General features: G+C 40.6%; 23 protein-coding genes and 1 pseudogene. 22 read left to right on the plus strand and 2 right to left on the minus strand.

All coding sequences use genetic code 11. The features are described 5' to 3' along the window. From A5867_RS04570 to hisIE, 18 genes are all read left to right on the plus strand, one after another. Window positions 1-336, plus strand: a 336-nt coding sequence (locus A5867_RS04570; protein WP_170927496.1) for a GHKL domain-containing protein, incomplete at its 5' end; no start/stop codon positions are given. 13 nt (window positions 337-349) lie between these two features. Next, window positions 350-484, plus strand: a complete 135-nt coding sequence (locus tag A5867_RS04575) for a cyclic lactone autoinducer peptide (protein WP_087626967.1) — start codon at window positions 350-352, stop codon at window positions 482-484. A 616-nt stretch (window positions 485-1,100) separates the two neighbouring features. After that, complete coding sequence (locus A5867_RS04585) at window positions 1,101-1,391, plus strand: DUF1507 family protein (protein ID WP_087626969.1); 291 nt, start codon at window positions 1,101-1,103, stop codon at window positions 1,389-1,391. 551 nt (window positions 1,392-1,942) lie between these two features. Beyond that, window positions 1,943-2,557, plus strand: coding sequence for a hypothetical protein (locus tag A5867_RS04590; RefSeq protein ID WP_005225192.1), 615 nt, complete (start codon window positions 1,943-1,945; stop codon window positions 2,555-2,557). A 266-nt stretch (window positions 2,558-2,823) separates the two neighbouring features. Continuing rightward, complete coding sequence (locus tag A5867_RS04595; RefSeq protein WP_087626970.1) at window positions 2,824-3,480, plus strand: HAD family hydrolase; 657 nt, start codon at window positions 2,824-2,826, stop codon at window positions 3,478-3,480. A 562-nt stretch (window positions 3,481-4,042) separates the two neighbouring features. Further along, complete coding sequence (locus A5867_RS04600) at window positions 4,043-4,444, plus strand: hypothetical protein (RefSeq protein WP_087626971.1); 402 nt, start codon at window positions 4,043-4,045, stop codon at window positions 4,442-4,444. 239 nt (window positions 4,445-4,683) lie between these two features. After that, a complete protein-coding gene (locus A5867_RS04605) occupies window positions 4,684-5,526 on the plus strand; it encodes a Cof-type HAD-IIB family hydrolase (RefSeq protein ID WP_087626972.1) in 843 nt (280 codons plus the stop codon). Window positions 5,527-5,839: 313 nt separating this feature from the next. Further along, window positions 5,840-6,646, plus strand: a complete 807-nt coding sequence (locus A5867_RS04610; RefSeq protein ID WP_005225196.1) for a MurR/RpiR family transcriptional regulator — start codon at window positions 5,840-5,842, stop codon at window positions 6,644-6,646. Then, window positions 6,636-8,081, plus strand: coding sequence for a glycoside hydrolase family 1 protein (locus A5867_RS04615; protein WP_087626973.1), 1,446 nt, complete (start codon window positions 6,636-6,638; stop codon window positions 8,079-8,081). Before A5867_RS04610 ends, A5867_RS04615 begins: the two co-directional genes overlap by 11 nt. 88 nt (window positions 8,082-8,169) lie before the next feature. Beyond that, window positions 8,170-10,008 carry a glucose PTS transporter subunit IIA gene (locus A5867_RS04620; RefSeq protein WP_087626974.1) on the plus strand — a complete coding sequence of 613 codons (1,839 nt, stop codon included), beginning with the start codon at window positions 8,170-8,172 and terminating at the stop codon, window positions 10,006-10,008. 285 nt (window positions 10,009-10,293) lie between these two features. Next, on the plus strand, window positions 10,294-11,853 hold the full coding sequence (gene hisG / locus A5867_RS04625; RefSeq protein WP_087626975.1) for an ATP phosphoribosyltransferase: 1,560 nt from the start codon (window positions 10,294-10,296) through the stop codon (window positions 11,851-11,853). Next, window positions 11,850-13,130 carry a histidinol dehydrogenase gene (hisD, locus tag A5867_RS04630; protein WP_016610474.1) on the plus strand — a complete coding sequence of 427 codons (1,281 nt, stop codon included), beginning with the start codon at window positions 11,850-11,852 and terminating at the stop codon, window positions 13,128-13,130. The genes hisG and hisD overlap by 4 nt, the downstream gene beginning before the upstream one ends. Beyond that, window positions 13,127-14,185, plus strand: a complete 1,059-nt coding sequence (gene hisC, locus A5867_RS04635; RefSeq protein WP_087626976.1) for a histidinol-phosphate transaminase — start codon at window positions 13,127-13,129, stop codon at window positions 14,183-14,185. The genes hisD and hisC overlap by 4 nt, the downstream gene beginning before the upstream one ends. Beyond that, entirely contained in the window at window positions 14,182-14,775 is a 594-nt protein-coding gene (gene hisB / locus A5867_RS04640) for an imidazoleglycerol-phosphate dehydratase HisB (RefSeq protein ID WP_005225202.1), read from the plus strand. Before hisC ends, hisB begins: the two co-directional genes overlap by 4 nt. 65 nt (window positions 14,776-14,840) lie before the next feature. Further along, the gene (gene hisH, locus A5867_RS04645; RefSeq protein WP_087626977.1) at window positions 14,841-15,464 is read left to right on the plus strand and encodes an imidazole glycerol phosphate synthase subunit HisH; all 624 of its coding nucleotides are present in this window, start codon (window positions 14,841-14,843) and stop codon (window positions 15,462-15,464) included. Continuing rightward, on the plus strand, window positions 15,461-16,180 hold the full coding sequence (gene hisA, locus A5867_RS04650) for a 1-(5-phosphoribosyl)-5-[(5-phosphoribosylamino)methylideneamino]imidazole-4-carboxamide isomerase (RefSeq protein WP_087626978.1): 720 nt from the start codon (window positions 15,461-15,463) through the stop codon (window positions 16,178-16,180). The genes hisH and hisA overlap by 4 nt, the downstream gene beginning before the upstream one ends. Next, the gene (gene hisF / locus A5867_RS04655) at window positions 16,177-16,935 is read left to right on the plus strand and encodes an imidazole glycerol phosphate synthase subunit HisF (RefSeq protein WP_087626979.1); all 759 of its coding nucleotides are present in this window, start codon (window positions 16,177-16,179) and stop codon (window positions 16,933-16,935) included. Before hisA ends, hisF begins: the two co-directional genes overlap by 4 nt. A 38-nt stretch (window positions 16,936-16,973) precedes the next feature. After that, the gene (gene hisIE, locus A5867_RS04660; protein WP_010747556.1) at window positions 16,974-17,606 is read left to right on the plus strand and encodes a bifunctional phosphoribosyl-AMP cyclohydrolase/phosphoribosyl-ATP diphosphatase HisIE; all 633 of its coding nucleotides are present in this window, start codon (window positions 16,974-16,976) and stop codon (window positions 17,604-17,606) included. Between the two features lie 131 nt (window positions 17,607-17,737). Here hisIE and A5867_RS04665 read toward each other — a convergent pair whose 3' ends face one another. Further along, complete coding sequence (locus tag A5867_RS04665) at window positions 17,738-18,187, minus strand: DUF305 domain-containing protein (RefSeq protein ID WP_087626980.1); 450 nt, start codon at window positions 18,185-18,187, stop codon at window positions 17,738-17,740. A gap of 808 nt (window positions 18,188-18,995) precedes the next feature. Here A5867_RS04665 and A5867_RS04670 point away from each other — a divergent pair. After that, window positions 18,996-19,469 (plus strand): DUF1456 family protein, encoded by a 474-nt coding sequence (locus A5867_RS04670; RefSeq protein WP_010747557.1) that lies wholly within the window; start codon window positions 18,996-18,998, stop codon window positions 19,467-19,469. Window positions 19,470-20,188: 719 nt separating this feature from the next. Further along, on the plus strand, window positions 20,189-20,776 hold the full coding sequence (locus tag A5867_RS04675) for a DUF1648 domain-containing protein (RefSeq protein ID WP_074934509.1): 588 nt from the start codon (window positions 20,189-20,191) through the stop codon (window positions 20,774-20,776). Between the two features lie 89 nt (window positions 20,777-20,865). Here A5867_RS04675 and A5867_RS17780 read toward each other — a convergent pair. Further along, window positions 20,866-21,035: pseudogene (locus tag A5867_RS17780) on the minus strand (transposase); the annotation flags it as partial. 118 nt (window positions 21,036-21,153) lie between these two features. On the opposite strand from A5867_RS17780, the gene A5867_RS18055 reads away from it, so the two are divergent. After that, window positions 21,154-21,468 (plus strand): hypothetical protein, encoded by a 315-nt coding sequence (locus A5867_RS18055; RefSeq protein WP_231588514.1) that lies wholly within the window; start codon window positions 21,154-21,156, stop codon window positions 21,466-21,468. Between the two features lie 540 nt (window positions 21,469-22,008). Then, the coding region (locus tag A5867_RS04685) for a MucBP domain-containing protein (RefSeq protein WP_170927497.1) at window positions 22,009-23,462 on the plus strand (1,454 nt) is incomplete at its 3' end.

Raw genomic sequence — 23,462 nt, forward strand, 5'->3', positions numbered from 1 at the left:
GTTAATACAGAAATTAATTGTTTTTGTCCTGAAAAGTTTGATATCAGCAATGACTTTATCATTGCAGTCATAGGAAACCTGTTTGACAATGCTATCGATGCTTGTAAGCTCCTTCCCATAAATATTCCGAAACATATAAAAGTTAAAATTAAATATTATAACCGCAGCTTATTTATAGATATTAAAAATACGGTTCCTGAGAATTTTGAAATAAATGATTTGATTGAAGGGACAGGAATAAAAAGCATGAAAAAAATGATTGAAGAGAACAATGGCATCTATAGAAGATTCTCTCATGGAAAAGAATTTTGCGTACAAATAGTTATATGGTTTTAGGAGGAGGAAAGGCATGAAAAAAACGATATTAATAATAATAAAATTTATAGCTTTAATGTTAGCATCGTCGGTGGTTAATTTTACTTGTGCAGTCTTATTCTATCAGCCAAAATTATCCGAAGAAGTAAAACGGTTACGAAAGTTTTAGATGGATAAAATAGGTTTATTTATTTTTAGACTTCTGTTACAAGAAAAGTTGATCACGAAAAAAGAGAGTAGTATCTATTTACTTGGAATTAACTTATTGATTAAGTATTTTTTCAGCATAATGATACTCTTGCTGTTTTCTGTAATTAATCAATCACTAAAAGAGGTAGTCATTTTCTGTTTGTTTTTTGTTCCTCTCAGAAGCTATGCTGGTGGATTACATTTGAAAAATGAAATTTATTGCATAGTGGTTTCAATAGCGATCCTACCATTAATATTATTCTCTTCGAATCAATTAGAATTGAATCGAACGATATATATGATAATCGCTACTTTATCTTATTTTACTGTACTGTTGATCGGACCCGTAGATAATAAAAATAAACCTTTTGATAAGAAGGAAATTACATTTTTTACAAAAAAACTGAAAAAGATCTGTTTAGTGCAATATGGGATGACTCTCGCGTTCTATTTTTTTGGTTTTGACAAAATTGTTAGATTGAATAGTTGGAGCATAGTACTTAATCTCTTATCATTAGTTTTGGGAAAATATTACCGTAGGAGAAAACATCGATTTATTCTATAGAATCGGAACATGGAAGAAGCGTGGTGTCTATATGAGTGCTCATTTTGTTGAAAAAACGTTAAAAATGATAGAGGATGAACTTTTCGAAATCAGTTCGACTCTACACTCTGAATATTTAGTTCGCAATGAAAAAGTTGTGGATGATATACAATCAATAATAAGTGAATATATAGATCTAAAATATTTTGGAATATCAAAACAGATAGAATTTGCGGTGGCTATGAAAATAATCTCTTATGATTTTGCAAACTATTTGAGAAGTACGGTAAGTAAAAAATTAGCTGCTATTCAAGAGGAGAGATTAACTAAATTTGATTGGTAATTTTGATTTCATTTGATTTAAAAAAATGATTTTAAGAAGCGATTGATAGGTTCCCATCTTCAGTGGTTTTAAAGTAACTAGATTTAAACACTTGTTGGATGAAGTAGTTTATTTACCTTCCAATACGAAAAAATCATGAAAAACGATCACCTGTTTTACTAATCATTATCCTCCTTATCCCATCGAAAGGATTTTGCTGGGATGAGGGGAAGGATTAAAAGCATACAACATAATCATCAGAAAAGAAGTTGTTTTCAGCTTCTTTTTTTGTGTTCAGGAATAGTCAAAAGCAAAAGAATCGTAAAATGTATCAATGAATAGCCACAAACTATCGATACATTCTCAATCCATCATTTGCAATTTTTCAATCTTGTCTAAGTGAAGCATATGAGAGTAAACCCTTTTCTACAAAACATGACACCAGATCACCATTTATGAACAAAAAATGACACCTCAAGCTGATAAAAATAAGTAATAATGTCAACATAAAGTATTCAGAAATCATTTCCAACTCATTTCTGAATAAATAAGAAAGGAAAGTAGGGTGTGTCATGAGAATTATCATATTGACGAAAAATATATCATATGAGATTGATTTGCAGCGGGAGCTGCAGATTTTGAGCCATGAAGTGTTCGTGGGCAGAAGTACCGAAGAGGAGGAATGGTTGATAGAAAGCGCCAAGTTATTTGACTGTTTATTTGTCAGTGAAACAATTGCTGATCCAGAATTTTTATTGCTCAATCAGACATTGGCTCCTTATTATCAACAGCGGATCGTTCGAATCTTGCCAGGGAATGACGAACAAGAAATGATACTGGAAAAAGCGGAAAATGCGACCTATCTTAATCGGTCATTTGTCGAGTTGAGAGAATTTTTGGCGGCTTTGCCACCAAATACTCGCAAGTTAGAAAAGGCATCAGTAACGAAGGAATCGTTCCCTAAATTTCTTAGTCTGCAAGAACAGATCTTTTTCAATAATCTAGCAGAAGAGCAATTTATCAACCGAGAGGACCTTTGCTGGAAAATTTGGGGCAACGGCGGCACGAATTCCCGAAAATCGCAGCTATCGATTTTGGCGAAACGAATCAATGAGAAATTAGATGAATACGACTATACTGAAAAACGCGTCCGTACCGCTTGGGGCAAAGGATATATCTTGCAATAAAAAAGCTAAAAATGGGTTTAACTTTTTATGTCTGACAAATAGGCCTTCAGGTAAATTTGCCTATCTTGTAGAAACGACTCTGTGTTCAAAGCGAGTCGTTTTTTATATAAGTATATTAGCAATAAATGAAGAAGGTTATGAAAAAATATGATAATGCTTTTTTTTAGTGATAAAATAGAGATAATCAGTAATGGAAAGAAATACTGCGTAAATGAAAAAAGCATTTGTAGAAAATTGATGGAATACCTTTTGGAGGAGGAAATATCGTGAAGCAGGTTGAATGTGTGCTATTTGATTTAGATGGAACTTTATTGGATTCAAAAGAATGTAGTGTGAAGGCGACAAAAGCAGCTTTTAAAGAGATGGGACTCAAAGTACCCAGTGAAGTAGTCATTGAACATTATATGGGGATACCGATCGAAGAATCATTTTTTAAAATGTCTGAACAGCCATTAGATCAAGAAACCGCAGCGGAATTGATTCGGATTTTCCGAGCCTATTACCAAACCTTTGAAGAAAGTACCTTGAAAGTATTTCCAGAAATTCCCCATGTCTTAGAAATCTTAAACAAACGAAAGGTACCTTGTTTCGTCGTTTCAAGTAAGAAGACAGCGGTCGTCAAACGAAACCTAGCTGCTCAGGACCTTGTGGCGTTCTTTGAAGAAATCATCGGCTCTGATGCGGTGACCCACTACAAACCTCATCCCGAAGGAATCAATAAAGTCGTGGCACACTATCAATTTGACCCGACAAAGACGATCATGATAGGAGATGCTATTTTTGATATCCAGATGGGAAAAGCCGCGGGTGTCAAAACGATCGCCGTTACGTGGGGCAGCCACGATCCGAAAAAGCTTTCTGAAGAAAACCCAGATGCTTTGGTAGACGCGCCACGTGAGATTTTAGATTTTCTATATGCATGATCCTTTTTTGTGCTCACAGTGTAAGAGGACGTTTTAGCCTCGCTTATATCTTGGCATGATCGAAAAAGAAAGGACAGATTGTCCTTTTACAACATGCAATTTGAGAACTTTGACCAATGATCGAAACCAGCGATCATTGGTTTTTTGTGCTGTCGTGAGAATGAAGGTGCCACAACATTGGTTAAAAGCATTCATTTCCATTCGTTCTTTTGTTTGATCGTGTAATCATCGGAAAATCACTGCAAATAAATTCCTTTTGATCTTTCTTCTTGTTGATACAGCAATACTGGTACGCTGGATTTTTCTCTCTTATTCCTCTGCTAGAGCAAAAAGGAATTATAAGCTTGGAGCAACAAAAAACTATAATGAGAGTAACTGATTTCCTTAGATCATGCATTGGAGGTGAGCGCAGAACGGGATGCCACCCAAGGATTTCATGTGATTTGAAATACTAGAAGATAAAGCCTTTGTTTTATGTGAAGGGATGTAGGGGCGATTAACGAAGAAGGAAATCATTACGATTAAATGAGGGATCAATGCTATCATTGAAGAAAAGCCATGGATGGAAAGGAGTGATTCTGTGTTATCAGAAAAAATAAATAACCCGAAGGATTATCTGTCTTATTCAAAGGAAGTATTGTTAAGCGCTGGGGTACTGACAGCCTATCCAAAACTTTTTACTTATTATCAGGAACTTTGTGTTGACTTCGATGACATTTACTATGATCGAACAAAGAACTTATTTGATACCTTTCGAGCGCTTCTGGCTGTGGACGCACAGATCCAAATTCTACTGGAACTTGTGACCAATACCAAAACTGACCTATGTCAAGAGCTGGGGATGAAGGAAGAGGAAATTATCAGTATGATCAAGCATGACAAACGGTACTATTATCGCGAGCTTACGGGTCATGCAACTAACCAACTACCTAAATGGGGGTTGATTTATTTAAGTGAAGAGTAAGCTACGCAAAGGATAAGTCACCTTAAAAGTGATCAAATGAAAGCCATTTGACGATCATCAAAGATAAAGGGCATCGAGAAAAAAGGAGAGCGTGTTTATGTATGAGTCAGTAAAATAGTCTAGCGAGGTTATCTTGTGATTTGTTATACTAATAGCAAGCGGCTGATGGTGACATCTTGGATTCAGCAAATATGTTCATGTGAGCGCTTTATTGATTGGGTTAGGAAAGAGGGAATGAAATGACGAAGAAAATTGTCTTTTTAGATGTAGATGGAACATTGTGCGATGATGCGGGAAACGTACCTGAAAGTGCTCGCCAAGCGATCACAGCGGCACATAAGAAGGGGCATGAATTTTTCTTGTGTACGGGTCGTTCAAAAGCCGAAATCACAGAAGATGTACTGGCACTGCCTTTAAGTGGAATGATTGGTGCCGGCGGCGGTTATTGCGAGGTGCACGATGAGGTGATTTTGCACAAAGTTTTTGAAAAGGAAGCCTTATTAAGACTGATCGATTTCTTAAAAGCAAACCAAATCGAGTATTACTTGGAATCGAATCAAGGATTATTTGCAAGTACCAATTTACGAAATCGTTTGCTGGAGATCATCTTAGCAGGTGAGCCTGTTGAAAGTGAAGCAGGAAAACAACGTGTTCAAACTATTCAGTGGTTCCTTGATTTATTGATTGAGGACGAAGCGAAAATCGATTACGATGACGTGAACAAAGTTTCCTTCATCAATCATTCCATTCCTTATGAACAGGTCCATGACCAATACCACGAACAATTCCAAATGATTCGCAGTACAGTTCCTGTTTTTGGCAAAGACAGTGGCGAGATCGGCATCAAGAATATCCACAAGAAAACAGCCGTCGATTTTCTCTTGAACCATCTAGGGATCGATAACAAAGATACCTTGGCATTTGGTGACGGCCATAATGATGTCGAAATGTTTGAAGCCGTTGCGACAGGAATTGCGATGGGCAATGCCTGTGAACAGCTATTGGCAGTAGCTGACGAGGTGACGGCTCGACCAGAAGACGGCGGGATTGCGCAAGCACTCCAAAAGCACGGTCTGGTGTAACCACCAAGAAGCATGACCAGCACATGCTTTTTTATGCTAGTCAGGTTTCATAGCAACAAAGTTCAGAAGACCTGTGAAGTGATCGACAGAGTAGTTTTTTGCTTCATTCTTGTGAAGAAGACTCTGATTAGAAAGAAGTACTATCAGTGACTATACAACATACAATAGGTAAAAGGGGACAGAAGCCGAATTCTGTGCCTCTTTTTTTATTTCTAGATAAGATTTAACTGGGGACAAGACATGCACCCCAATATTGGAAACGGATACGTTATAATTTAGATACAATCAAACTTGGCCAAGGGAGATTAAAAAAATGGATAATAATCGATTGAATTTCATTTATAAGTTAAATCATATTGTGAACGAAAATGAAGTAGGGACGGTTGAATTTGAACTTGCTAAATTTTTCTTAGAGAACTTCAAAAGCGTGACTCGATGGAACATTTATCAGATTGCAGAAGAGCAGCATGTATCGCGGGCCTCCATTCGACGATTTGCGAAACAATTGGGCTACGAAAACTTTTTAGATATGAAAAAGAATGCGGAAACTTTTGATGATGGAATCAATGAATTTCTGAGGTTTTACGGCTACCCCAATTTTTTGACTAAGCTTCAAGACAATATTACTTCCTTAATGGAAGAATTAAGTCTGCGTTTTAATACACAAGAAGTCGATCGTCTTGTCCGATTAATCAATGATAGTCGAGAAGTTATGATTTTGTGTTCAAGCAATATTACAGGTAGTGTAAAAACATTCCAACAGCGAATGGTTATCTTCGGCAAAAGAATTACTCTATTAACGTCAAAGAGCGATCTGACGTTAGCCTTGGAACACTACCAAGATCCCTTGATCATTGTTTTTTCGCTATCGGGTCTCTTCGTTTCTTCCATGCTTGAAATACTAAAAGAAGTCAAGGCACCAACGATTTTGTTTACAAATAATAGAAACCCAATCTATAACCGCTATTTTGATAAATTGTATCATTTAAGTTCACAAACACATGAAAAAGAAATTAATGAGCTGCTTTACTATACGTATGGCATTGATTTCGTACTTGATCTGCTATTCAATGGTTATTTACTTAAATTTAAGAGAGAAGGCAATGGGCATGCATTATAAAGATAAACCACTATTTCCAAAGGATTTTTTATGGGGCGCTTCAAGTGCGGCGTGGCAAGTTGAAGGGGCTGTAGCAGAAGATGGGCGTTCAACTGCGATCATCGACTTAAACAGCAAAAAGAAAAAGCCCTATACAGATAATTCGATCGCCGCTGATCATTACCATAAATACAAAGAAGATGTCCAATTAATGGCTGATGCGGGCTTTACTTCATATCGCTTTTCGATTGCTTGGCCTAGGATCTATCCTGATAATTCAGGGGTGCCCAATCAATTAGGCATTGACTTTTACAATCAGCTGATTGATGAATTAGTTGAACATGGCATTACTCCAATCGTCACTTTGTATCACTACGATATGCCAGTCTGGGTTGATGAAGAATTTAATGGTTGGTACGACCGAGGCATCATTGATGCATTTGACCAATATGTTAGAACCTGTTTTGAGTCATTCGGCGATCGTGTGAAATACTGGCTGGCAATTAATGAGCAGAACATGCAAATTGTCTATGGAGACTGGTTAGGAGTATGCAAATACCCAGAGACTTGGTTCGAAGATAAGTGGAAAGTCAATCATATTATGAACCTATGTCATGCAAAAGCGGTGATTGCGTGTCATGAATTGGTTGAAGACGGCAAGATCGGCCCGGTTCCTGGGATGGTTCCGTTTTATCCTGAGTCAGCAAAACCAGCAGATCAGATTGCAGCGATGAATGCAGAAGAACTGACGGAAAAAATCTGGAATGATTTTAATGCAAATCGTGAATACAATGGTTTTATTAAACGTTATTGGAAAGAAAATAATATTGACCCAGATATTCGCCCTGGGGATATGGAATTGGTTGCACAAGCAAAAATCGACTTTTTCGGCATCAATTGTTACCGTAGCAATGTAGCGAAGGAGTCACCAGTGGCATCCGATCATCAAGAAATTGGGTTGAACAAATCGGGGATAAAAGGGGAATTTGTTTACCCAAATTATCCAGGGATTTTTGCGCAAACGGTCAATCCTTTTGTCGAGACAACCGATTGGGATTGGGAGATCGATCCAGTTGCTATGCGTTACTTGTTACGCTACATGGAAGACCACTATCATTTACCAATGGTGATTACTGAGAATGGTTACGGGGCGCATGAGAAGCTAGGTGAGGATGGAAAAGTACATGATCAAGAACGAATTGATTTTTTAAATGATCAGATTTATCAAGTCGGATTGGCGATTGAAGATGGCGCAAAAGTCTTTGGTTATAATCCATGGTCCTTTACTGATCTTTTGAGTACGGGCAATGGGATGGCGAAACGGTATGGACTTGTCTATATCAATACAACTGATGAAGAGTTACTGGATTTACGTAGAATCCCGAAAGATTCTTACTATTGGTATAAAGAAGTGATCCAATCAAATGGTCAAACGTTAGTACGTCCAAAAGGATGAGAAATGAGCGATAGAAGAAAGAGCTTCTATCGCTCCTAAAACTACTTTTGTGAAAGCGGTTTATAAAATAAAGTGAGGATGAATCACTATGTCAAACTATCATGAACTGGTTGTGTATATTATAAAAAATATCGGAGGAATCGAAAATGTTCAAACAGTCAATCACTGCGCTACTAGGCTTCGGCTGCAGTTAAGTGATCCGACCGCTTTTGATGACAAGCAATTAAAAGAAAATAAACTTATTTTGGGCACAGTGAGAAGAGGCCATGAAGTTCAACTGATCATCGGTCCTGATGTGCCAAAAGTATATGCAATTTTTACAGAAAAGCGAAATCAAATGAATGGTCAGACGAAGGAGGAACGAAAAACGAAGCACACCCTCAAAGACTACGGCTTGCTGGTTGTCGATTTTATCAGTGGAACCTTCGTTCCAGTTCTACCGGTATTGGTAGCTGCTGGGCTGGTATCGGCGGTATTGAATATTGGCGTGACCTTTTTCGGACTTGCAGCTGACAGCGGAACCTACACGATTTTAAATGCTATCAATGATGCGGGTTTTTATTTTCTACCGATTTATATCGGTTATAGTGCTGCTAGAAAACTTGGAATCAATGGACTGATGGGTATGTTCCTAGGTGCGATCCTCGTCCACTCATTGATCAATGGCGTGGAAGGGTTGAATTTCTTAGGAATCGCTATCCCAACGATGAGTTATAATACAACGACTATTCCCGTAATATTTGGTGTTTTGTTTATGGCGTTAATGGATCGAATCGGGGATAAGTTTATTCCGCAATCGATCAAGTATTTCGTCAAGCCATTATTAGTTATTTTAATTACCGTACCTGTCACATTAATCGTATTAGGGCCAATTGGAAATGCAGTGGGCGGATACATTGCTAGTGGTTTGAGCTTTTTATACGACAAACTCGGCTGGTTTTCAGTTGGTGTCTTAGGAGCAATGACTCCGCTATTAGTCATGACAGGTACCAATCAAGCGTTGTTCCCCTTGGTCTTTGCTATGTTAGGAGACTACGGCTATGATTCATTTGTTATGCCAGCTATGCTGGCAGCCAACGTTGCCGTGGGTGCATCAGCCTTAGCTATTTCTTATACGGAAAAAAATACTGAAAAACGAGCTTTGGCTCTTTCTTCAGGACTGACTGGTGTGATGGGGATTACCGAGCCGGCTATTTTTGGCATCTTGATCAACTATCGAAGTGCTTTTATAGGAGCGATTCTAGGTGGTGCAGTAGGTGGGATCATGGCAGGGTTTGTTCAACTAAAACAATATGCAGTTGTTTCACCAGGTCTGGTTGCGATCCCGACTTTTATCCCGACAGATGGTTCTGGATTCAATAGCAATTTTTGGTTTGCAATCGTCGTCATTCTTCTGGCTGTATGCGTTTCTTTTACTACAACGATTCTCTTAGAACGAAAACGAGTTCAAGCAAATCAAATGAGTAAAGCCGAAGATGCTTTGAAAGTCAGCAGCCCAATATCGGGAAGTGTTATTTCTCTTGAGGCAGTCAAGGATCCGATGTTTTCGGAAAAAATGATGGGGAATGGAGTGGCGATCATTCCTTCTGATGAAAACATAGTTGCTCCTTTTGATGGCTATGTGATTATGACTACACCCACCAAGCACGCGATTGGCTTAAGAGGCGAGAATGGGGTCGAACTTTTGATCCACATCGGGATCGACACGGTTCATCTAGATGGAAAAGGATTTACCCTTTATGTAGCTGAAAATCAATACGTTAAAGCTGGAGAAAAATTGATTTCTTTTGATGAAAAAGAAATCAGTGCAGCAGGCTATGATCTAACGATTCCCATCATTGTCACCAACACAGCTGATCATGAACCCTTTGCTCAGACGATACAGCAAAAAGTAAATAGCAGCGATTATTTATTTTCAGTTCAATAATGGGTTCCCAATCAATTCTTTTTCAAGCTCCTAGGCGCGGACCTCAACTATACCTTCAAGTGAAAGCCCTGTCCTGAATTTTCAGCAGGGCTTTTTATTTGATGCCCTTTCTTTGTCGCTACCAATAAAGTGTATAGAAAAATTCCAGAATATTTCGAAAAATACCATTGCTTATTTATGGCAAAACCATTAGTATTATTAGAAAAACTGATGGTGAATCGATGATAAAGTGAGCCTTTAACAGTGAGAAAGCCGAATCAGTGGCATGAAATAGGAGTGATAAGTGTGGAAGAGTTATGGAATGTATTGAAACCAGCCGAACAAGTCGAACTGAAATTAAGAAAATTGTATACGCAGCATCATTTTTCACCTTATCACTCGAACAATTTTGAAGAGTATCGCAACTATCAGCAAAATGATCAGTTCTTGCGTGGTTCTTCCATCATCACGTTTACAGGCACGGATGGCAGGACGATGGCGCTAAAACCTGATGTCACCTTGTCGATTGCCAAAAATACACCTTCTGGAGAAGCGCGCAGAGTGTATTATGTGGAGGATGTCTATCGACAGGATCGTCAAGCAGGGGAATACCAAAAGATCGATCAAATCGGTTTGGAGCTCATTGATCAAATCACATGGGAAGATCAACTGGAGGTTGTAAAACTGGCTTGGGAAAGTTTGGCTCAGGTGGGAAAAGGGACCTTGGATCTGTCTCATATGGGGATTTTGGATGGCATCTGCCAACGCTTCCCCGAAGCAGATCGACAAAAGGTACTGCACTGCCTGCGGGACAAGAGTTCTCATGGCATGGATGCACTGACTGAAAAAGCTGGCTTGTCAGCAACAGAAGCTGAAAAATTGGCGAAACTGGTACGTTTGTCAGGTGATTTTGAAACCAAGTATCAAAAAGCCAAAGAGCTGCTGGCAGAGTATCCCCAAGCACAAGCTGGTTTAGCAGAACTAAAACAACTGTATCAAGCATTGCAAAAAGAACAACTGTCAGCCTCCATTCGGATAAGGCTGGATTTTTCAATTTTAAATGATGCCGATTATTACAGTGGCTTGCTGTTTCAAGGATTCATCGAAGAAGCAAGAGAGACGATTTTATATGGCGGCCGTTATGATCGCTTGATGAGTCGGCAAGGCAAAGAGCAAGGGGCGATCGGGTTTGGTATGAAGCTCAACCATGTAGGGCAAAAGGTGCCGACTGACAACGAAAGTTCAGGCTATTTGAACATAGCGCTACCTAAAGGCCGCATGGGGGATGCCGTATACGATTTATTCACGAAAGCTGGAGTCGCTGCGCAAGGCGTCTTCAAAGACAATCGCCAACTAATTTTTTGTGATGAAGAAAACAAGCTGCGCTTTTTCTTAGTCAAGCCGAGCGATGTGGCGATCTATGTGGAGCACGGAGTGGCGGATATCGGTGTCGTAGGCAAAGATATTTTAATGGAAAGCAAGGCAGAAGTCATCGAATTTCTTGATTTGCATATGGGGGTCTGCCGTTTGGCAGTAGCTGCGCGTAAGGATTTCGAGGAAGATTTCTCCCGACCGCTGCGGGTCTCCACAAAATATCCGCAGATCACCCGCCAGTTTTATCAAGGGTTAGGTCGCTCGGTGGAATTGATCCAACTGCATGGATCCATTGAATTGGCTCCTTTGTTAGGTCTCTCCGATGTGATCGTTGATATCGTCGAAACGGGGACGACACTAAAAGAAAATGATTTAGAAGTGATCCAAGACATCGCGCCGTCTTCAGCGCGTTTAGTGATCAACCACGCCACGTGGCGTTTCAAGCAAGAACGCATTCAAACAGTGATTGAGAAGGTGAGGGAGCAATTATGAGAATTTTTTCGACCCAAAAAGATACGATCGAAACGATTGTGGCAAGGAAACAGTCGGAAACGAAGGATGTTTCAACCGTTGTCGCCCAAATCATTGCCCGTGTTCAGCAGCAAGGAGATCAGGCGTTGTTTCAATTAATTGAAGAAATCGATCAAGTGACCTTGTCTTCCTTAACCGTCAGTCTTGAGGAGGTTGAAACGGCTGTCCAAGCCGTCTCCCCTGAGCTGCTTGAGGTGATGGAACAGGCGAAGGAAAACATTTTGGCATTTCATCAAAAGCAAGTCCAGCAAGGCTTTGTCTTGACGAAGGAAAATGGCGTTGTGATGGGACAGCGGGTCTTGCCACTAGCAAAAGTCGGGGTCTACGTTCCTGGCGGCACAGCAGCTTATCCTAGTACGGTTTTGATGGATGTCCTGCCCGCAAAAATCGCCGGGGTCAAAAAAATCGTTATGATCACACCGACGGACAGCCAAGGAAAAGTTCCAGCTGCTATCTTAGCGGCAGCTTCCGTTGCTGGAGTGGATGAAATCTACAAAGTCGGGGGTGCCCATGGCGTAGCGGCATTGGCTTATGGGACAGAAACGATTCCCAAAGTCGACAAAATCGTGGGACCAGGAAATATTTATGTCGCCACAGCGAAAAAAATGGTGTACGGCGAAGTTGATATCGATATGATCGCAGGGCCCAGCGATGTGCTGATCATCGCCGATGCCAGCGCAAATCCTCGCTGGCTGGCAGCGGATCTTTTGGCACAAGCCGAGCATGATATCTTAGCGCAAGCCATCTTAGTCACAACAGAAGCAGCCTTGATTGAACAAGTCCAAGTAGAGCTTGACTTGCAGCTGAAGGAACTGCCCCGAAAAGACATTGCTGCTGCGGCGCTTGAATCTAGCGGAAAGCTGATTCTGGTCAATGATTTGTCCGAAGCACTTACCATTGCCAATCAAATCGCCCCTGAACATCTTGAATTAGCAGTGGCAGATCCTTTTGCTTTGTTGGGACAAGTAGAAAATGCGGGCAGTGTCTTTTTAGGACATCATACACCAGAAGTGCTGGGAGATTATTTTGCTGGACCAAATCATACCCTACCAACAGAAGGGACCGCCTGTTTTTACTCACCGTTATCAGTGGATGATTTTATTAAGAAAAGCAGCTACTTGTATTACCCAGAAGCAGCCATGAAGGCGGCTGGTCCAGCCGTAGCATTGTTCGCAGAAACCGAAGACTTGATCGGCCATGCCCGTTCGATCAATGTACGAAGAGAGGGAGAAAAATGACCTTTTTACATCAAAAGTATCACAAGCTGACTCCTTATACACCAGGGGAACAAGTAGACGAGCAAGCCGTTATTAAACTGAACACCAATGAAAGTCCTTATCCGCCAGCGCCAAGTGTTCAAGCAGCGGTTGCCGATGCCGCCCACAAGCTGAATCGTTACTCGGATATTGCTGCTGAAGTGGTGACAACCCCTCTGGCTGCTTATCTTGGCGTTACACCAGCCCAGCTGTTTCTCGGTAATGGCAGTGACGAAGTCTTGTCCTATCTCTTTCAAGGCTTCACGGAAAACGGCATCGCCTTTCCCGATGTGACCTATGGGTTTTATCAAGTGTATAGTGCCTTGTACCAAGTCGCTGCCACCGTTGTTCCGCTGCAAGAAGATTTCTCGATTGCGTTAACGGACTACGATTCGCTCAAAGGGACCGTTATTTTTGCCAATCCCAATGCGCCGACTGGGATTTATCAAGAACAAAGCGAAATTTGTGCCTTTCTAAAACGGCATCCCGATCGCTTAGTGATTGTCGACGAGGCTTATATCGATTTTGGCGGCACTTCAATGGTTTCTTTGATCGATCAATACCCAAATCTCTTGGTTGTCGGAACGTTTTCGAAATCTCGGCAGCTGGCAGGGGCACGTCTGGGCTTTGCGGTTGCCAATGAAAGACTGATCCAAGACTTGAATCGGTTGAAATTTAGCTTGAATCCTTACAATGTTAATAGTTTGACCCAAGCCGCAGGTGCAGCCGTTTTGCAGGAACAAGCGTATGTCGATGAGAAGATCCAAGCAACGATCCACGTGCGTGAGTGGAGCAAGCAAGCCCTAGCGAAGCTCGGCTTTGAGCAGACCGACAGCCAAGGAAATTTTTTGTTTGCAAGGCACCCTGCGATTGCTGGTGAAGAGTTGTATCAGGCACTGAAAGAGCAGAAAATCTTCGTCCGCTGGTTTAATCAGCCCCGCATCAAAGAGTATTTGCGAATCACGGTAGGAACGAGGGCCCAGATGGAACGATTGATGACGGTGTTAACAACGATCATAGAAGAGGTGAAGGAATGAGAAAAGCAGAAGTTACCCGCAATACGACTGAAACCAAGATCCACCTGCAGTTGACGATCGATGGTACTGGTCAGCAATCAATCAAGACTGGTGTGGGGTTTTTAGACCACATGCTGGAATTATTTGTCCGCCACGGTCGCTTTGATTTGACGTTGGTCTGTGATGGCGATACAGAAGTAGATGCCCATCACACAACAGAAGACGTTGCCATCGCCATTGGCCGAGCGTTTTCAGAAAGTCTTGGGGAGCGACGAGGCATCAAACGTTATGGCAGTATGCTGCTGCCGATGGACGAAGCCTTAGTCATGACAGCGATCGATATCAGCGGTCGTGGCATGGCAGTCGTAGAGTTGGCGATACCGAGCGAAAAAATCGGGCAGCAGTTTGATACAGAATTGGTTGAAGAATTTTTCATTGCTTTTGCCCGTGAATTAGGTGCTACGATCCATCTCCATCAAATCGCTGGGAAAAACAGCCACCACATTGTGGAAGCTTGTTTTAAAGGCTTTGGGCGTGCCTTAGGTGAAGCAGTAGCGATCAATCAAGCAGCCCCAGATGAGATCCCTTCAACCAAAGGGACGATCCAGTGATTCATGAGGGAAAAATGATTACGTATCTTCCACACAGATGGATGAGATAAGGAAAGGGGCGTATTATGTTAGCAATCATCGACTATGGGGTCGGCAATTTGTTCAGCTTGTCTCGTTCGCTGGATTATTTGGGGGTTGACTGCCGAATCACGCGTTCACTAGCAGAATTAAAAGCTGCCGACCGCATTCTTTTACCTGGCGTAGGCGCTTTTGGCGATGCCTGCCAAAAGTTGGCAGAGTTGTCGCTGATCGAACCGATCCAAGAATTGGCAGCAGCTGGCAAACCCTTTTTAGGCATTTGTTTAGGGATGCAGCTGTTGTTTGATAGTAGTGAGGAGTTTGGCACACATGCGGGGCTCGGTTTGATTCCAGGACGGATCGTTTCCATGCAAAGCGCCTTTGAAGAAGCCAAACTGAATCTGAAAGTGCCACAGATTGGTTGGAATCGGCTGACTGTCAGAAAGGAAAGTCCTCTCGTCAGCGGGCTAGGGGAACAAGACTTTGTCTACTATGTCCACAGTTATTTTGCTACTGATTGCCAAGAGTATGTCATAGCAGACAGTGACTATGGTCTAGCAATTCCCGGTATCGTGCAAAAAGACAATGTCTTCGGTACTCAGTTCCACCCAGAAAAAAGTGGGGCTGTCGGGTTGAAGATTTTAAAAGCATTTACGGAGGTGCCGCTATGAAAATTTTTCCAGCAATTGATCTGTTAGATCAAAAAGTGGTCCGTTTGTACCAAGGAGACTATGAGCAAAAAGAAGTGTTTGGGGATGATCCAGTGGCATTTGCTCGTTCATTTGAAGAAGAAGGTGCCAACTATCTGCACCTCGTCGACTTAGATGGTGCCAAAGCTGGCAAACTCCATTACTTTGATGTCGCAAAAAAAATCGTCCAGCAAACCAATCTGTTTGTCGAAGTTGGCGGCGGGATTCGTGAGGAAGAAACGATCCAGCATTGTTTGGCAGCAGGCGTTCATCGGGTGATCCTCGGCACGATTGCCCAGAAAGACCCAGCATTCACAAAAGCGATGCTCAAGAAATACGGTAATAAGATCGCGATTGGGGTCGATGCCAAGGAAGAAAAAGTGGCCGTGGAAGGCTGGCTCGAGAAAACGGCAACAGACGCGTTTACTTTTTGCCAACAATTGGTGGAATGGGGCGCGCAAACGATCATCTTTACCGAAATCTCGCGTGACGGTACAGGAGAAGGCATCAATCTGCCGCTATACGAAAAACTCAATCAATTGGATTGCGACATCGTGGCTTCTGGCGGCGTGGCTTCATTTGCAGATATCAAAGGATTAAAACAGTTGGGCATCTCTGGCGTGATCGTCGGAAAATCCTTATATAACGGCAGTCTCCAATTGGCGGATGTCTTAGCAGCAGGGGAGGCAGAAGCATGATCGCCAAACGAATCATTCCTTGCCTTGATGTGCGAGATGGGCGAGTCGTGAAAGGGGTCAATTTTGCTGGCTTAAAAGATGTCAATGATCCAGTGACTTTGGCGCGCTTTTACAATGAACAAGGCGCCGATGAGCTGGTTTTTTATGACATTACTGCTTCTGCAGAAGAACGCGGCTTATTCACGGACATTTTGCAGCGCGTGGCGTCAGAAGTGTTTATTCCTTTGACGGTGGGCGGTGGCATCAATCAAGTAGCAGATTTTGAACGAGTCTTAAACTGTGGCGCCGACAAAGTCAGCGTCAATTCGGGGGCGCTTCGCAGACCAGAGTTGATTGCAGAAGGCGCGAAACGCTATGGCAGCCAGTGCGTTGTTTTATCCGTTGATATTCGCCGAGTCGGTGAGAACTGGCATGTGTTTGCCAAAGGCGGACGGGAAGATACAGGCTTAGAAGCATTGGCGTGGATTCGCCAAGCTGAGCAGTTAGGTGCTGGTGAACTAGTTATCAACAGCATGGATACCGATGGCGTGAAGCAGGGGTTTGATTTAGACTTGCTGAAAGCTGTCAGCGAAATCACCAAACTGCCGATCGTCGCATCAGGTGGTGCTGGCAAAAGTGCCGATTTTATCGAGCTGTTTCAATTGCCAAATATTGAAGCAGGGTTGGCGGCCTCGATTTTTCACTATGGCGAGGTAAAAATCCCAGAACTGAAAAAACAATTACAGGCCGTCGATATTCCCGTACGAATCGTATAGCGTTGGCGTTTTGATAGGCAATAGAAGGAGTGGATAACATGGTGCAAGTACGATTTGATGAACAAGGATTGGTTCCAGTGATCGTGCAGGATGTGGAAACGAATGAAGTTTTGACCTTGGCTTATATGAACCAAGAAAGTTTGACCTTGACCTTGAAGGACCGATTGATGACCTTTTATTCCCGCAGTCGCCAAGAATTGTGGCGCAAAGGAGAAACCAGCGGCAATTACCAGCATTTAGTATCATTGACCGCAGATTGCGATCAAGATGCTTTAGTCGCCAAAGTAAAAAAAGACGGACCTGCTTGCCATACAGGCACAGAAAGCTGCTTTACAGAGGTGCTTTATGGTACAGAATCCTCTCCGACCATCGATGCGTTGTATGAGCTGATAAAAGGTCGTAAAGATACGCCGCAAGAAGGCAGCTATACCAGCTACTTGTTTGAAAAAGGCAGTGAGAAAATCTTAAAAAAAATCGGCGAGGAAGCAACCGAGGTCGTGATTGGGGCGATGAAGGAAGACCGCCAAGAAACCGTTTATGAGATTGCTGATTTGGCGTATCATACATTGGTTTTAATGGCAGAAATGGGGATTGATTTAGCGGCTATTCGCCAAGAGCTTGCCAAGCGTCATGTTGTGGATAAGAAAGTCAAACAAGAACGGATGCAATAACGGTCAGGGTTTTTCAGTAGAAAGAAAGCAACTGACGATAAAAAAAGAAGCCCTTCAGCCATTGCTTGAAGGGCTTCACATCCGTGCGATAAAGTTGATCTGCTGGTTCTTTGAGTGAGCACACAAACTGGCTATTTGTTTTCCAACTCTTCGATCAATTCTTTCATTTCCTTGATTTCTTTTTCCTGTGCGTCAATGATTTTTTCTGCAAGTTCTTTTACTCTTGGATCAGACAAATCGGCATTTTTACTGGTTAGAATCGCAATCGAATGATGGGGAATCATGGCTTTCATCCAGGCCGTATCTCCCACGGCGGTTTGGCTTCTGACCATAAACAGTGAACCAAAAAAGAGTACAACACTGACAACTAAAATTCCGATATTCATTTTCTTGTTGTCATACATCTTCCACATAAATAACAGCATGATGATCGCCATCATCGCGCCCATCATAAGTGCCATAAACAGGCGGGTTTGGCTGAAAAAGATATGATCGAGGGAGTAGACATTGAAATACATCATACAAAACATAATCACCGTTGATACCCCAATCATCACCAAAAATTTCCCGTATTTCTTCATTTCTTTCCTCTCCTTTTTGTTTTTGCTACACGAAATAAAACAATAAAATCAACCAAAAGGGTCAAGAACACTTGCCTTGCTTTTGATTATTTTATTGTTAAGCAAAAAATTTTCTCGTTAAATTAAGTATAGCGGATAAGAAGAGTTTAGAAAAATAATACACTTAAGCAGGTTCCTTTTAGAGATGAGGAAACGATGACCAAGCGTGCATCCTGTCATCCATATAGAGGCAATGCTCGGCTAAGCCCCCCATTTTAAAAGAAGATTGAAAATCAGGGTATTTTAAGCAGTAAATGAAAAAGGACGAAAATACGCCCTTCCTAAAAGAAATCAAACTCGCTTATTTCTTTTTTCTTTTGTTCGTTGAATAGATACTAAGCACAAGGGCTATTCCTATACATAGAATCAACACAAATGTCATTTTTCCCCTCCTAGTTCTTTGTCCTGAAAAGCGAAAATCATACATTTTTTGTTCCTTCAGTGTTCGATTGCTTTATGAGGAAAGAAGGATAAAGCAGACCTCCTTTTATCATCGGTAATGATCGGCAGTAGAAAATACTCGAATGATTTTCCTAATCTATGTACCATGTTACAGTGAAGAAGACAGATGATGGCGACAGAAACTGTTTTGGTCGTTACTGATTGTGTCGTGAATCAGTACAAGTGACTTTCACATGAGCGCAAACGGGTGTTGTCTAAGCGTTGGACAATTGATTTTCTAGCAATCCCAAGCAAAGGAATTCAAAAATGATGGTTCTTAAGCATTTTTATTTGTTATAATCAACCTAAGAAATGGATGGTGTATAGAATGAATCACAATGATCGCTTGACGCGTTTACGCTATGCTTTGGATATCAAGGATACCGACATGGTGAAAATTTTTGAACTTGGCGGCGCTTCTTTCACAAAAGAAGAAGTAAGACAATTATTGAAGAAAAAAGATCCTGAGACCTACGAGATTGAGTGTACCAATGAAGCCTTTGAGCGTTTCTTAAATGGTTTGATTCGCTCGCAACGAGGAACAAAGCCAGATGCTGCAGAACCTGTCTTAGAGTTGAACAATGGCAATGTAAATAATTTGATGCTGAAGAAAATAAAAATCGCCCTTTCCCTAACAACAGATGAAATGCTGGACATTTTCGAGCAAGCGGGAGTCAAAGTTTCAAAAGGTGAATTAGGCGCCATTTTACGAAAAGAAGGCCATCGCAATTACAAGCCATGCCTAGACAAATATGCCCGCAACTTTTTAAAAGGATTGACGATCGAGTATCGGGATAATTAGTTTGACAGGTAAAAGGCAGATAGTGGGAAAAACATATGAAATAGTGGCACTTCGGCAATAGAGACTGATGAGTCATAGGTGAAGAACCCCACCAATTTCCAGATTGATACACACAAGGATGATCTGCTTTTACTTATCCGTCTTTTTTCTATTCAATACATGTATATGTATTGAATAGAATTTGATGAAATCTCAAAATAGCCTGTTTAGATAGTTTCTTTCATACAGAATTGTCTAAATTGTGATCTTAGCAGTTATTTAGCTATTATTTTTCTTTACTCTTGAAAAAATATAAATTCATCATAATCTTTTAAAACAATACAAGGAGGAAGAAATTTGTTCGGATGCGCCCCAAGAAGCTGATCCGAATTGGTTCTTCGATATGAATAATCTGTTAGTGTATTTTGCTTCAGTTAGGGCGGCTGCCATTGGCTATTATCAGAGCATTATGCAAAGCAGTATCATGATTTTCTTAAAATTTGGATGACCTGATTATATACTAATAAAAGTGAAGGTGTGAGTACCTGAAAGTGAAATACCTAAGTTTTATCATAGATGTCTGAGTTGTGCTTTTATGATAATAGTCCATAAATAGTATTCGTCATTAATGAGAAATATGGTAAAATTATTAATGGAATTATGACTTTATTTTTGGTGAAAGTGATTTAATACAACAACGAGTTGACCCATCAATGATAGAAAGCTAGGCGACAATTGCTATGAAAAACAAACTATTCTTTTCTTTAGTATTGTGCGGATTACCAATAATCCCAACTATTTATTTCTTTTCAGATCTTCCTGATCAGATGGTTATTCATATCAATAGTGAGGGAATACCAGATGCTTATGCAAACAAATATTTGGCTACATTTGGTGTTATTCTCTTTTGCATGGTCATTCAATTTGTACATTATAAATGGAAGATTCAGAATAAAAATGAGTTAGATGGTATGGCAGAATTAATATCTTTGCTGGTCATGCCAGTTATTACTAATCTTACGCTATTAAGTATTCTACACTATTCATTAAAGGGGCAAAAATTGATTATTGATCCGACTAAAATAGTTGGAATCCTGTTACTTATTTTGGGTTTACTAATTTTCAACTTTAAATGGAATTTTATGTTCCTAAATCCGTGGAGAAAAATAGAACAGCCACTTAACGATTCACTCATTAAAATCACTTCAGTATTATATTCTCTTTCAGGTTTGTTTCTAATTTTTTTGCATCCCTCGGGCTTGTTACAAATTTTAGTATTAATAATAGTAATTGTGGCTCCTAGATTTTTTCTATTGTTATTAAACTGAATGAAATGGCTTTTTGTCAATAAGGACTAGTGAGTTGTGCAAAATCAAATCTGGGTCAGAATGAATCTCATTCTGGCTCAGATTTTTTGTTATCTTACTTTGAATACTTGATTGATTAAAAAGTTTCTAATTCTCATATTTACAAATGATTTAAGTCCGTAGGATATTTATTTCATTGTCTTTATGTGGCTGTCCTTCGCTTCTATTTTTCCATTGGAGTAAGGATAGAACCTCGCAATGTGATGCCTTCTTCCTTTGAAGTAAAAATCATTCATTTTGAAAGGGGGAAGAGAGTAAAAGTATTAGGTATCTTAACTATCTTTTTAGTTTTTACAAAAGGAGTTCCCTTTATTAGTCAGATTATAGTAAATGGTTTCGTGGTCGTGTTTCGTGCGATTGGTTTGATGGGGAATCTGTATATCCTTATTCAATATCCCATTATGCAAAATCGGCAAACGATTGGAAAAACAATACTGACCTCGCTTTTAAAAGGCAAGCTGACCTGTGATAATGGTGTGTTTTCATTGGAAGATATCTGCTTGGTAGCTGGTCTGGGGGGAATCTCAGGAAAAGGCAATTATCACATAAGAGATGGTTCTTATGACTATTATGTATCAGAACCTGTCGTTTGCGATGATGCCAAAGGGATCGGTCCGTTTTTGTATGCCTATAGTGAGTGGTTGTTGCTATAAAAACTGCTCGTTCTTTCAATTATAGATGCGAATATGAAAAATCGAAGAAAACACAAGTCAGAAATAGATGTGGTTGCGAAGAACACTGCAACCTATTAAGTAAAATCATTTAAGAGAACGCTTCTCAACCTATCGAAATGAAGCAACCCCAAAAGTTAGACCAAAAAATCTAACTTTTGGGGATCACTACAAGATGCATGTTATGTGTCTCTTTTTTTTTATGTAAATTCAAAAACAATGTAAATCAGTAATTATAACGCTAACTGAGGCCAAGCTTGGAGCATGAAGGAGCAGGTGAAGTGAACGATCTGTTTGCTTGAATAACCTGTTTGTTAAAACCTGACAAGTTTGGTCATTTCCGTTACAAATGTTGACGTGTTCAGAATGATGAACCATGTAATACTATCAAAATGAACAGGGGCATCCTGTGCCTAAAAGTTGTAATTAACAAGTCGTCACCATCATCAGAAGGGGAAGTTTGTAGATAGGTGAAAGATAGGAAAGCGTATCGTATTTAAACGAATATAAAAGGAGAATGTTATGAAAAGGAAATTTTGGGGCTATTTGTCATTGGCGATCTTGTTAAGTCAGCCTGTGTTGGCACCTTTGGCACAAGTTATGGCTGAGGAACAGGAAACCATTCTATCAAACAAAGAAATAACGACATTAGGAACATTAGAAAAAGTGGAGGAGACTACTGAAACAGTCGCTTCTTCTCGTATAAAAGAAGAAATCAACGGGGACACCACAAGCAACTCAGAATCGCAAGAAATGGTTAATGATGATGAGAAAAGTGGCTCAACGGAAAGTACAGAAGAACCCCTCCCTGATCCAAGTAAAGACACAGCTAGCTCGGCAACTGAATCATCAGCGGAAATGAAAGAGGCATTCTCTAATCGAAGCGTTTCATTAGACACTTGGATGCCGGATAAGAATTTGCAAAATGAGGTAGCGAAAGGGCTAAACAAAACAGTTGATACGATCACTCAAGAAGATATGGTGAATCTAAAACAGTTAGATTTTTCTTCTTTGGTCAAAGACACAGTAGTCGATTTTACTGGTTTAGAATACGCTAGCAACTTGCAAGCGTTATACACGACGTCTATTATTGCTACGAATGTTCCCCAAATCACTATGGCGGAAAATGCAACATTGTTTACCCGTCCTAATGTACTAGCACACATTCTTCCAAAAGGATCTTTTTCAAATATCCACATAGGTAATTATGATGCCTATTTGACAGCCCAAGAATTAATTGGGGTTGGTCAATATCTTAGTGGATGGGTAACAGATTATCTGACGGTCTATGCAAGTAGCATGACGGATTTTTCTAAGTTAGAGCTATCTCCAGAACACCATCAAAATTCCCAACTATCTATTATGACTCAGGAGAAAATACTATTAGAGCCAATGCTAGTAAAAGACGGCCAATCTGATGTAGTTTATAAAGACCGTATGATGGTTGATACCCAAGGAAATGCGTTGCTCTCTTCTTTGTCCAACAAAAAGTATTCTTATTCGATTCGAGGGATAGATAAAAATGGCTATATCTTTCCCTTATATGAAAATGATGGGTTTGAACTGACTGAAGAAGGGATTCAATTTAAAAATATTCCCGCCAATGTTGACTATTTGTCAATCACTTCTCTTGTTCCTAATCGTTTATCCACCGAGAGAGCTGCTAGTACAGGTACCATTCAATATTTAGTGAATTATCAAGTACCTGTGAAGTATGTGAATACTGCAGAAGATGTTACGGTCAAGTATCATGACGAAAACGGACAGACGCTTGCACCAAATGTCACTTTATCAGGGTTTGTAGGCGACCCCTTTACTACGGAAGAAAAGGATATCTCAGGCTATACACTGAAAAAGATCCAAGGGGATAGGATAGGGACCTTCAGTGATGTCGCGCAAGAAGTCGTTTATGTTTATGAACGTAGTGATGCAGCGCCAGTGACGGTAAGATACGAAGATACAGAAGGCAATGAATT

Source organism: Enterococcus sp. 6D12_DIV0197 (genome assembly GCF_002174385.1).
Taxonomy (GTDB): domain Bacteria; phylum Bacillota; class Bacilli; order Lactobacillales; family Enterococcaceae; genus Enterococcus_D; species Enterococcus_D casseliflavus.

What these genes read in the sequence shown, in the direction of transcription:
- A5867_RS04575 (WP_087626967.1), top strand. Translation starts at nt 350, where the DNA reads ATGAAAAAAACGATATTAATAATAATAAAATTTATAGCTTTAATGTTA.
- A5867_RS04585 (WP_087626969.1), top strand. Translation starts at nt 1,101, where the DNA reads ATGAGTGCTCATTTTGTTGAAAAAACGTTAAAAATGATAGAGGATGAA.
- A5867_RS04590 (WP_005225192.1), top strand. Translation starts at nt 1,943, where the DNA reads ATGAGAATTATCATATTGACGAAAAATATATCATATGAGATTGATTTG.
- A5867_RS04600 (WP_087626971.1), top strand. Translation starts at nt 4,043, where the DNA reads ATGGAAAGGAGTGATTCTGTGTTATCAGAAAAAATAAATAACCCGAAG.
- A5867_RS04605 (WP_087626972.1), top strand. Translation starts at nt 4,684, where the DNA reads ATGACGAAGAAAATTGTCTTTTTAGATGTAGATGGAACATTGTGCGAT.
- A5867_RS04610 (WP_005225196.1), top strand. Translation starts at nt 5,840, where the DNA reads ATGGATAATAATCGATTGAATTTCATTTATAAGTTAAATCATATTGTG.
- A5867_RS04615 (WP_087626973.1), top strand. Translation starts at nt 6,636, where the DNA reads ATGCATTATAAAGATAAACCACTATTTCCAAAGGATTTTTTATGGGGC.
- A5867_RS04620 (WP_087626974.1), top strand. Translation starts at nt 8,170, where the DNA reads ATGTCAAACTATCATGAACTGGTTGTGTATATTATAAAAAATATCGGA.
- hisD (WP_016610474.1), top strand. Translation starts at nt 11,850, where the DNA reads ATGAGAATTTTTTCGACCCAAAAAGATACGATCGAAACGATTGTGGCA.
- hisC (WP_087626976.1), top strand. Translation starts at nt 13,127, where the DNA reads ATGACCTTTTTACATCAAAAGTATCACAAGCTGACTCCTTATACACCA.
- hisB (WP_005225202.1), top strand. Translation starts at nt 14,182, where the DNA reads ATGAGAAAAGCAGAAGTTACCCGCAATACGACTGAAACCAAGATCCAC.
- hisH (WP_087626977.1), top strand. Translation starts at nt 14,841, where the DNA reads ATGTTAGCAATCATCGACTATGGGGTCGGCAATTTGTTCAGCTTGTCT.
- hisA (WP_087626978.1), top strand. Translation starts at nt 15,461, where the DNA reads ATGAAAATTTTTCCAGCAATTGATCTGTTAGATCAAAAAGTGGTCCGT.
- hisF (WP_087626979.1), top strand. Translation starts at nt 16,177, where the DNA reads ATGATCGCCAAACGAATCATTCCTTGCCTTGATGTGCGAGATGGGCGA.
- hisIE (WP_010747556.1), top strand. Translation starts at nt 16,974, where the DNA reads ATGGTGCAAGTACGATTTGATGAACAAGGATTGGTTCCAGTGATCGTG.
- A5867_RS04665 (WP_087626980.1), bottom strand. Translation starts at nt 18,187, where the DNA reads ATGAAGAAATACGGGAAATTTTTGGTGATGATTGGGGTATCAACGGTG.
- A5867_RS04670 (WP_010747557.1), top strand. Translation starts at nt 18,996, where the DNA reads ATGAATCACAATGATCGCTTGACGCGTTTACGCTATGCTTTGGATATC.
- A5867_RS04675 (WP_074934509.1), top strand. Translation starts at nt 20,189, where the DNA reads ATGAAAAACAAACTATTCTTTTCTTTAGTATTGTGCGGATTACCAATA.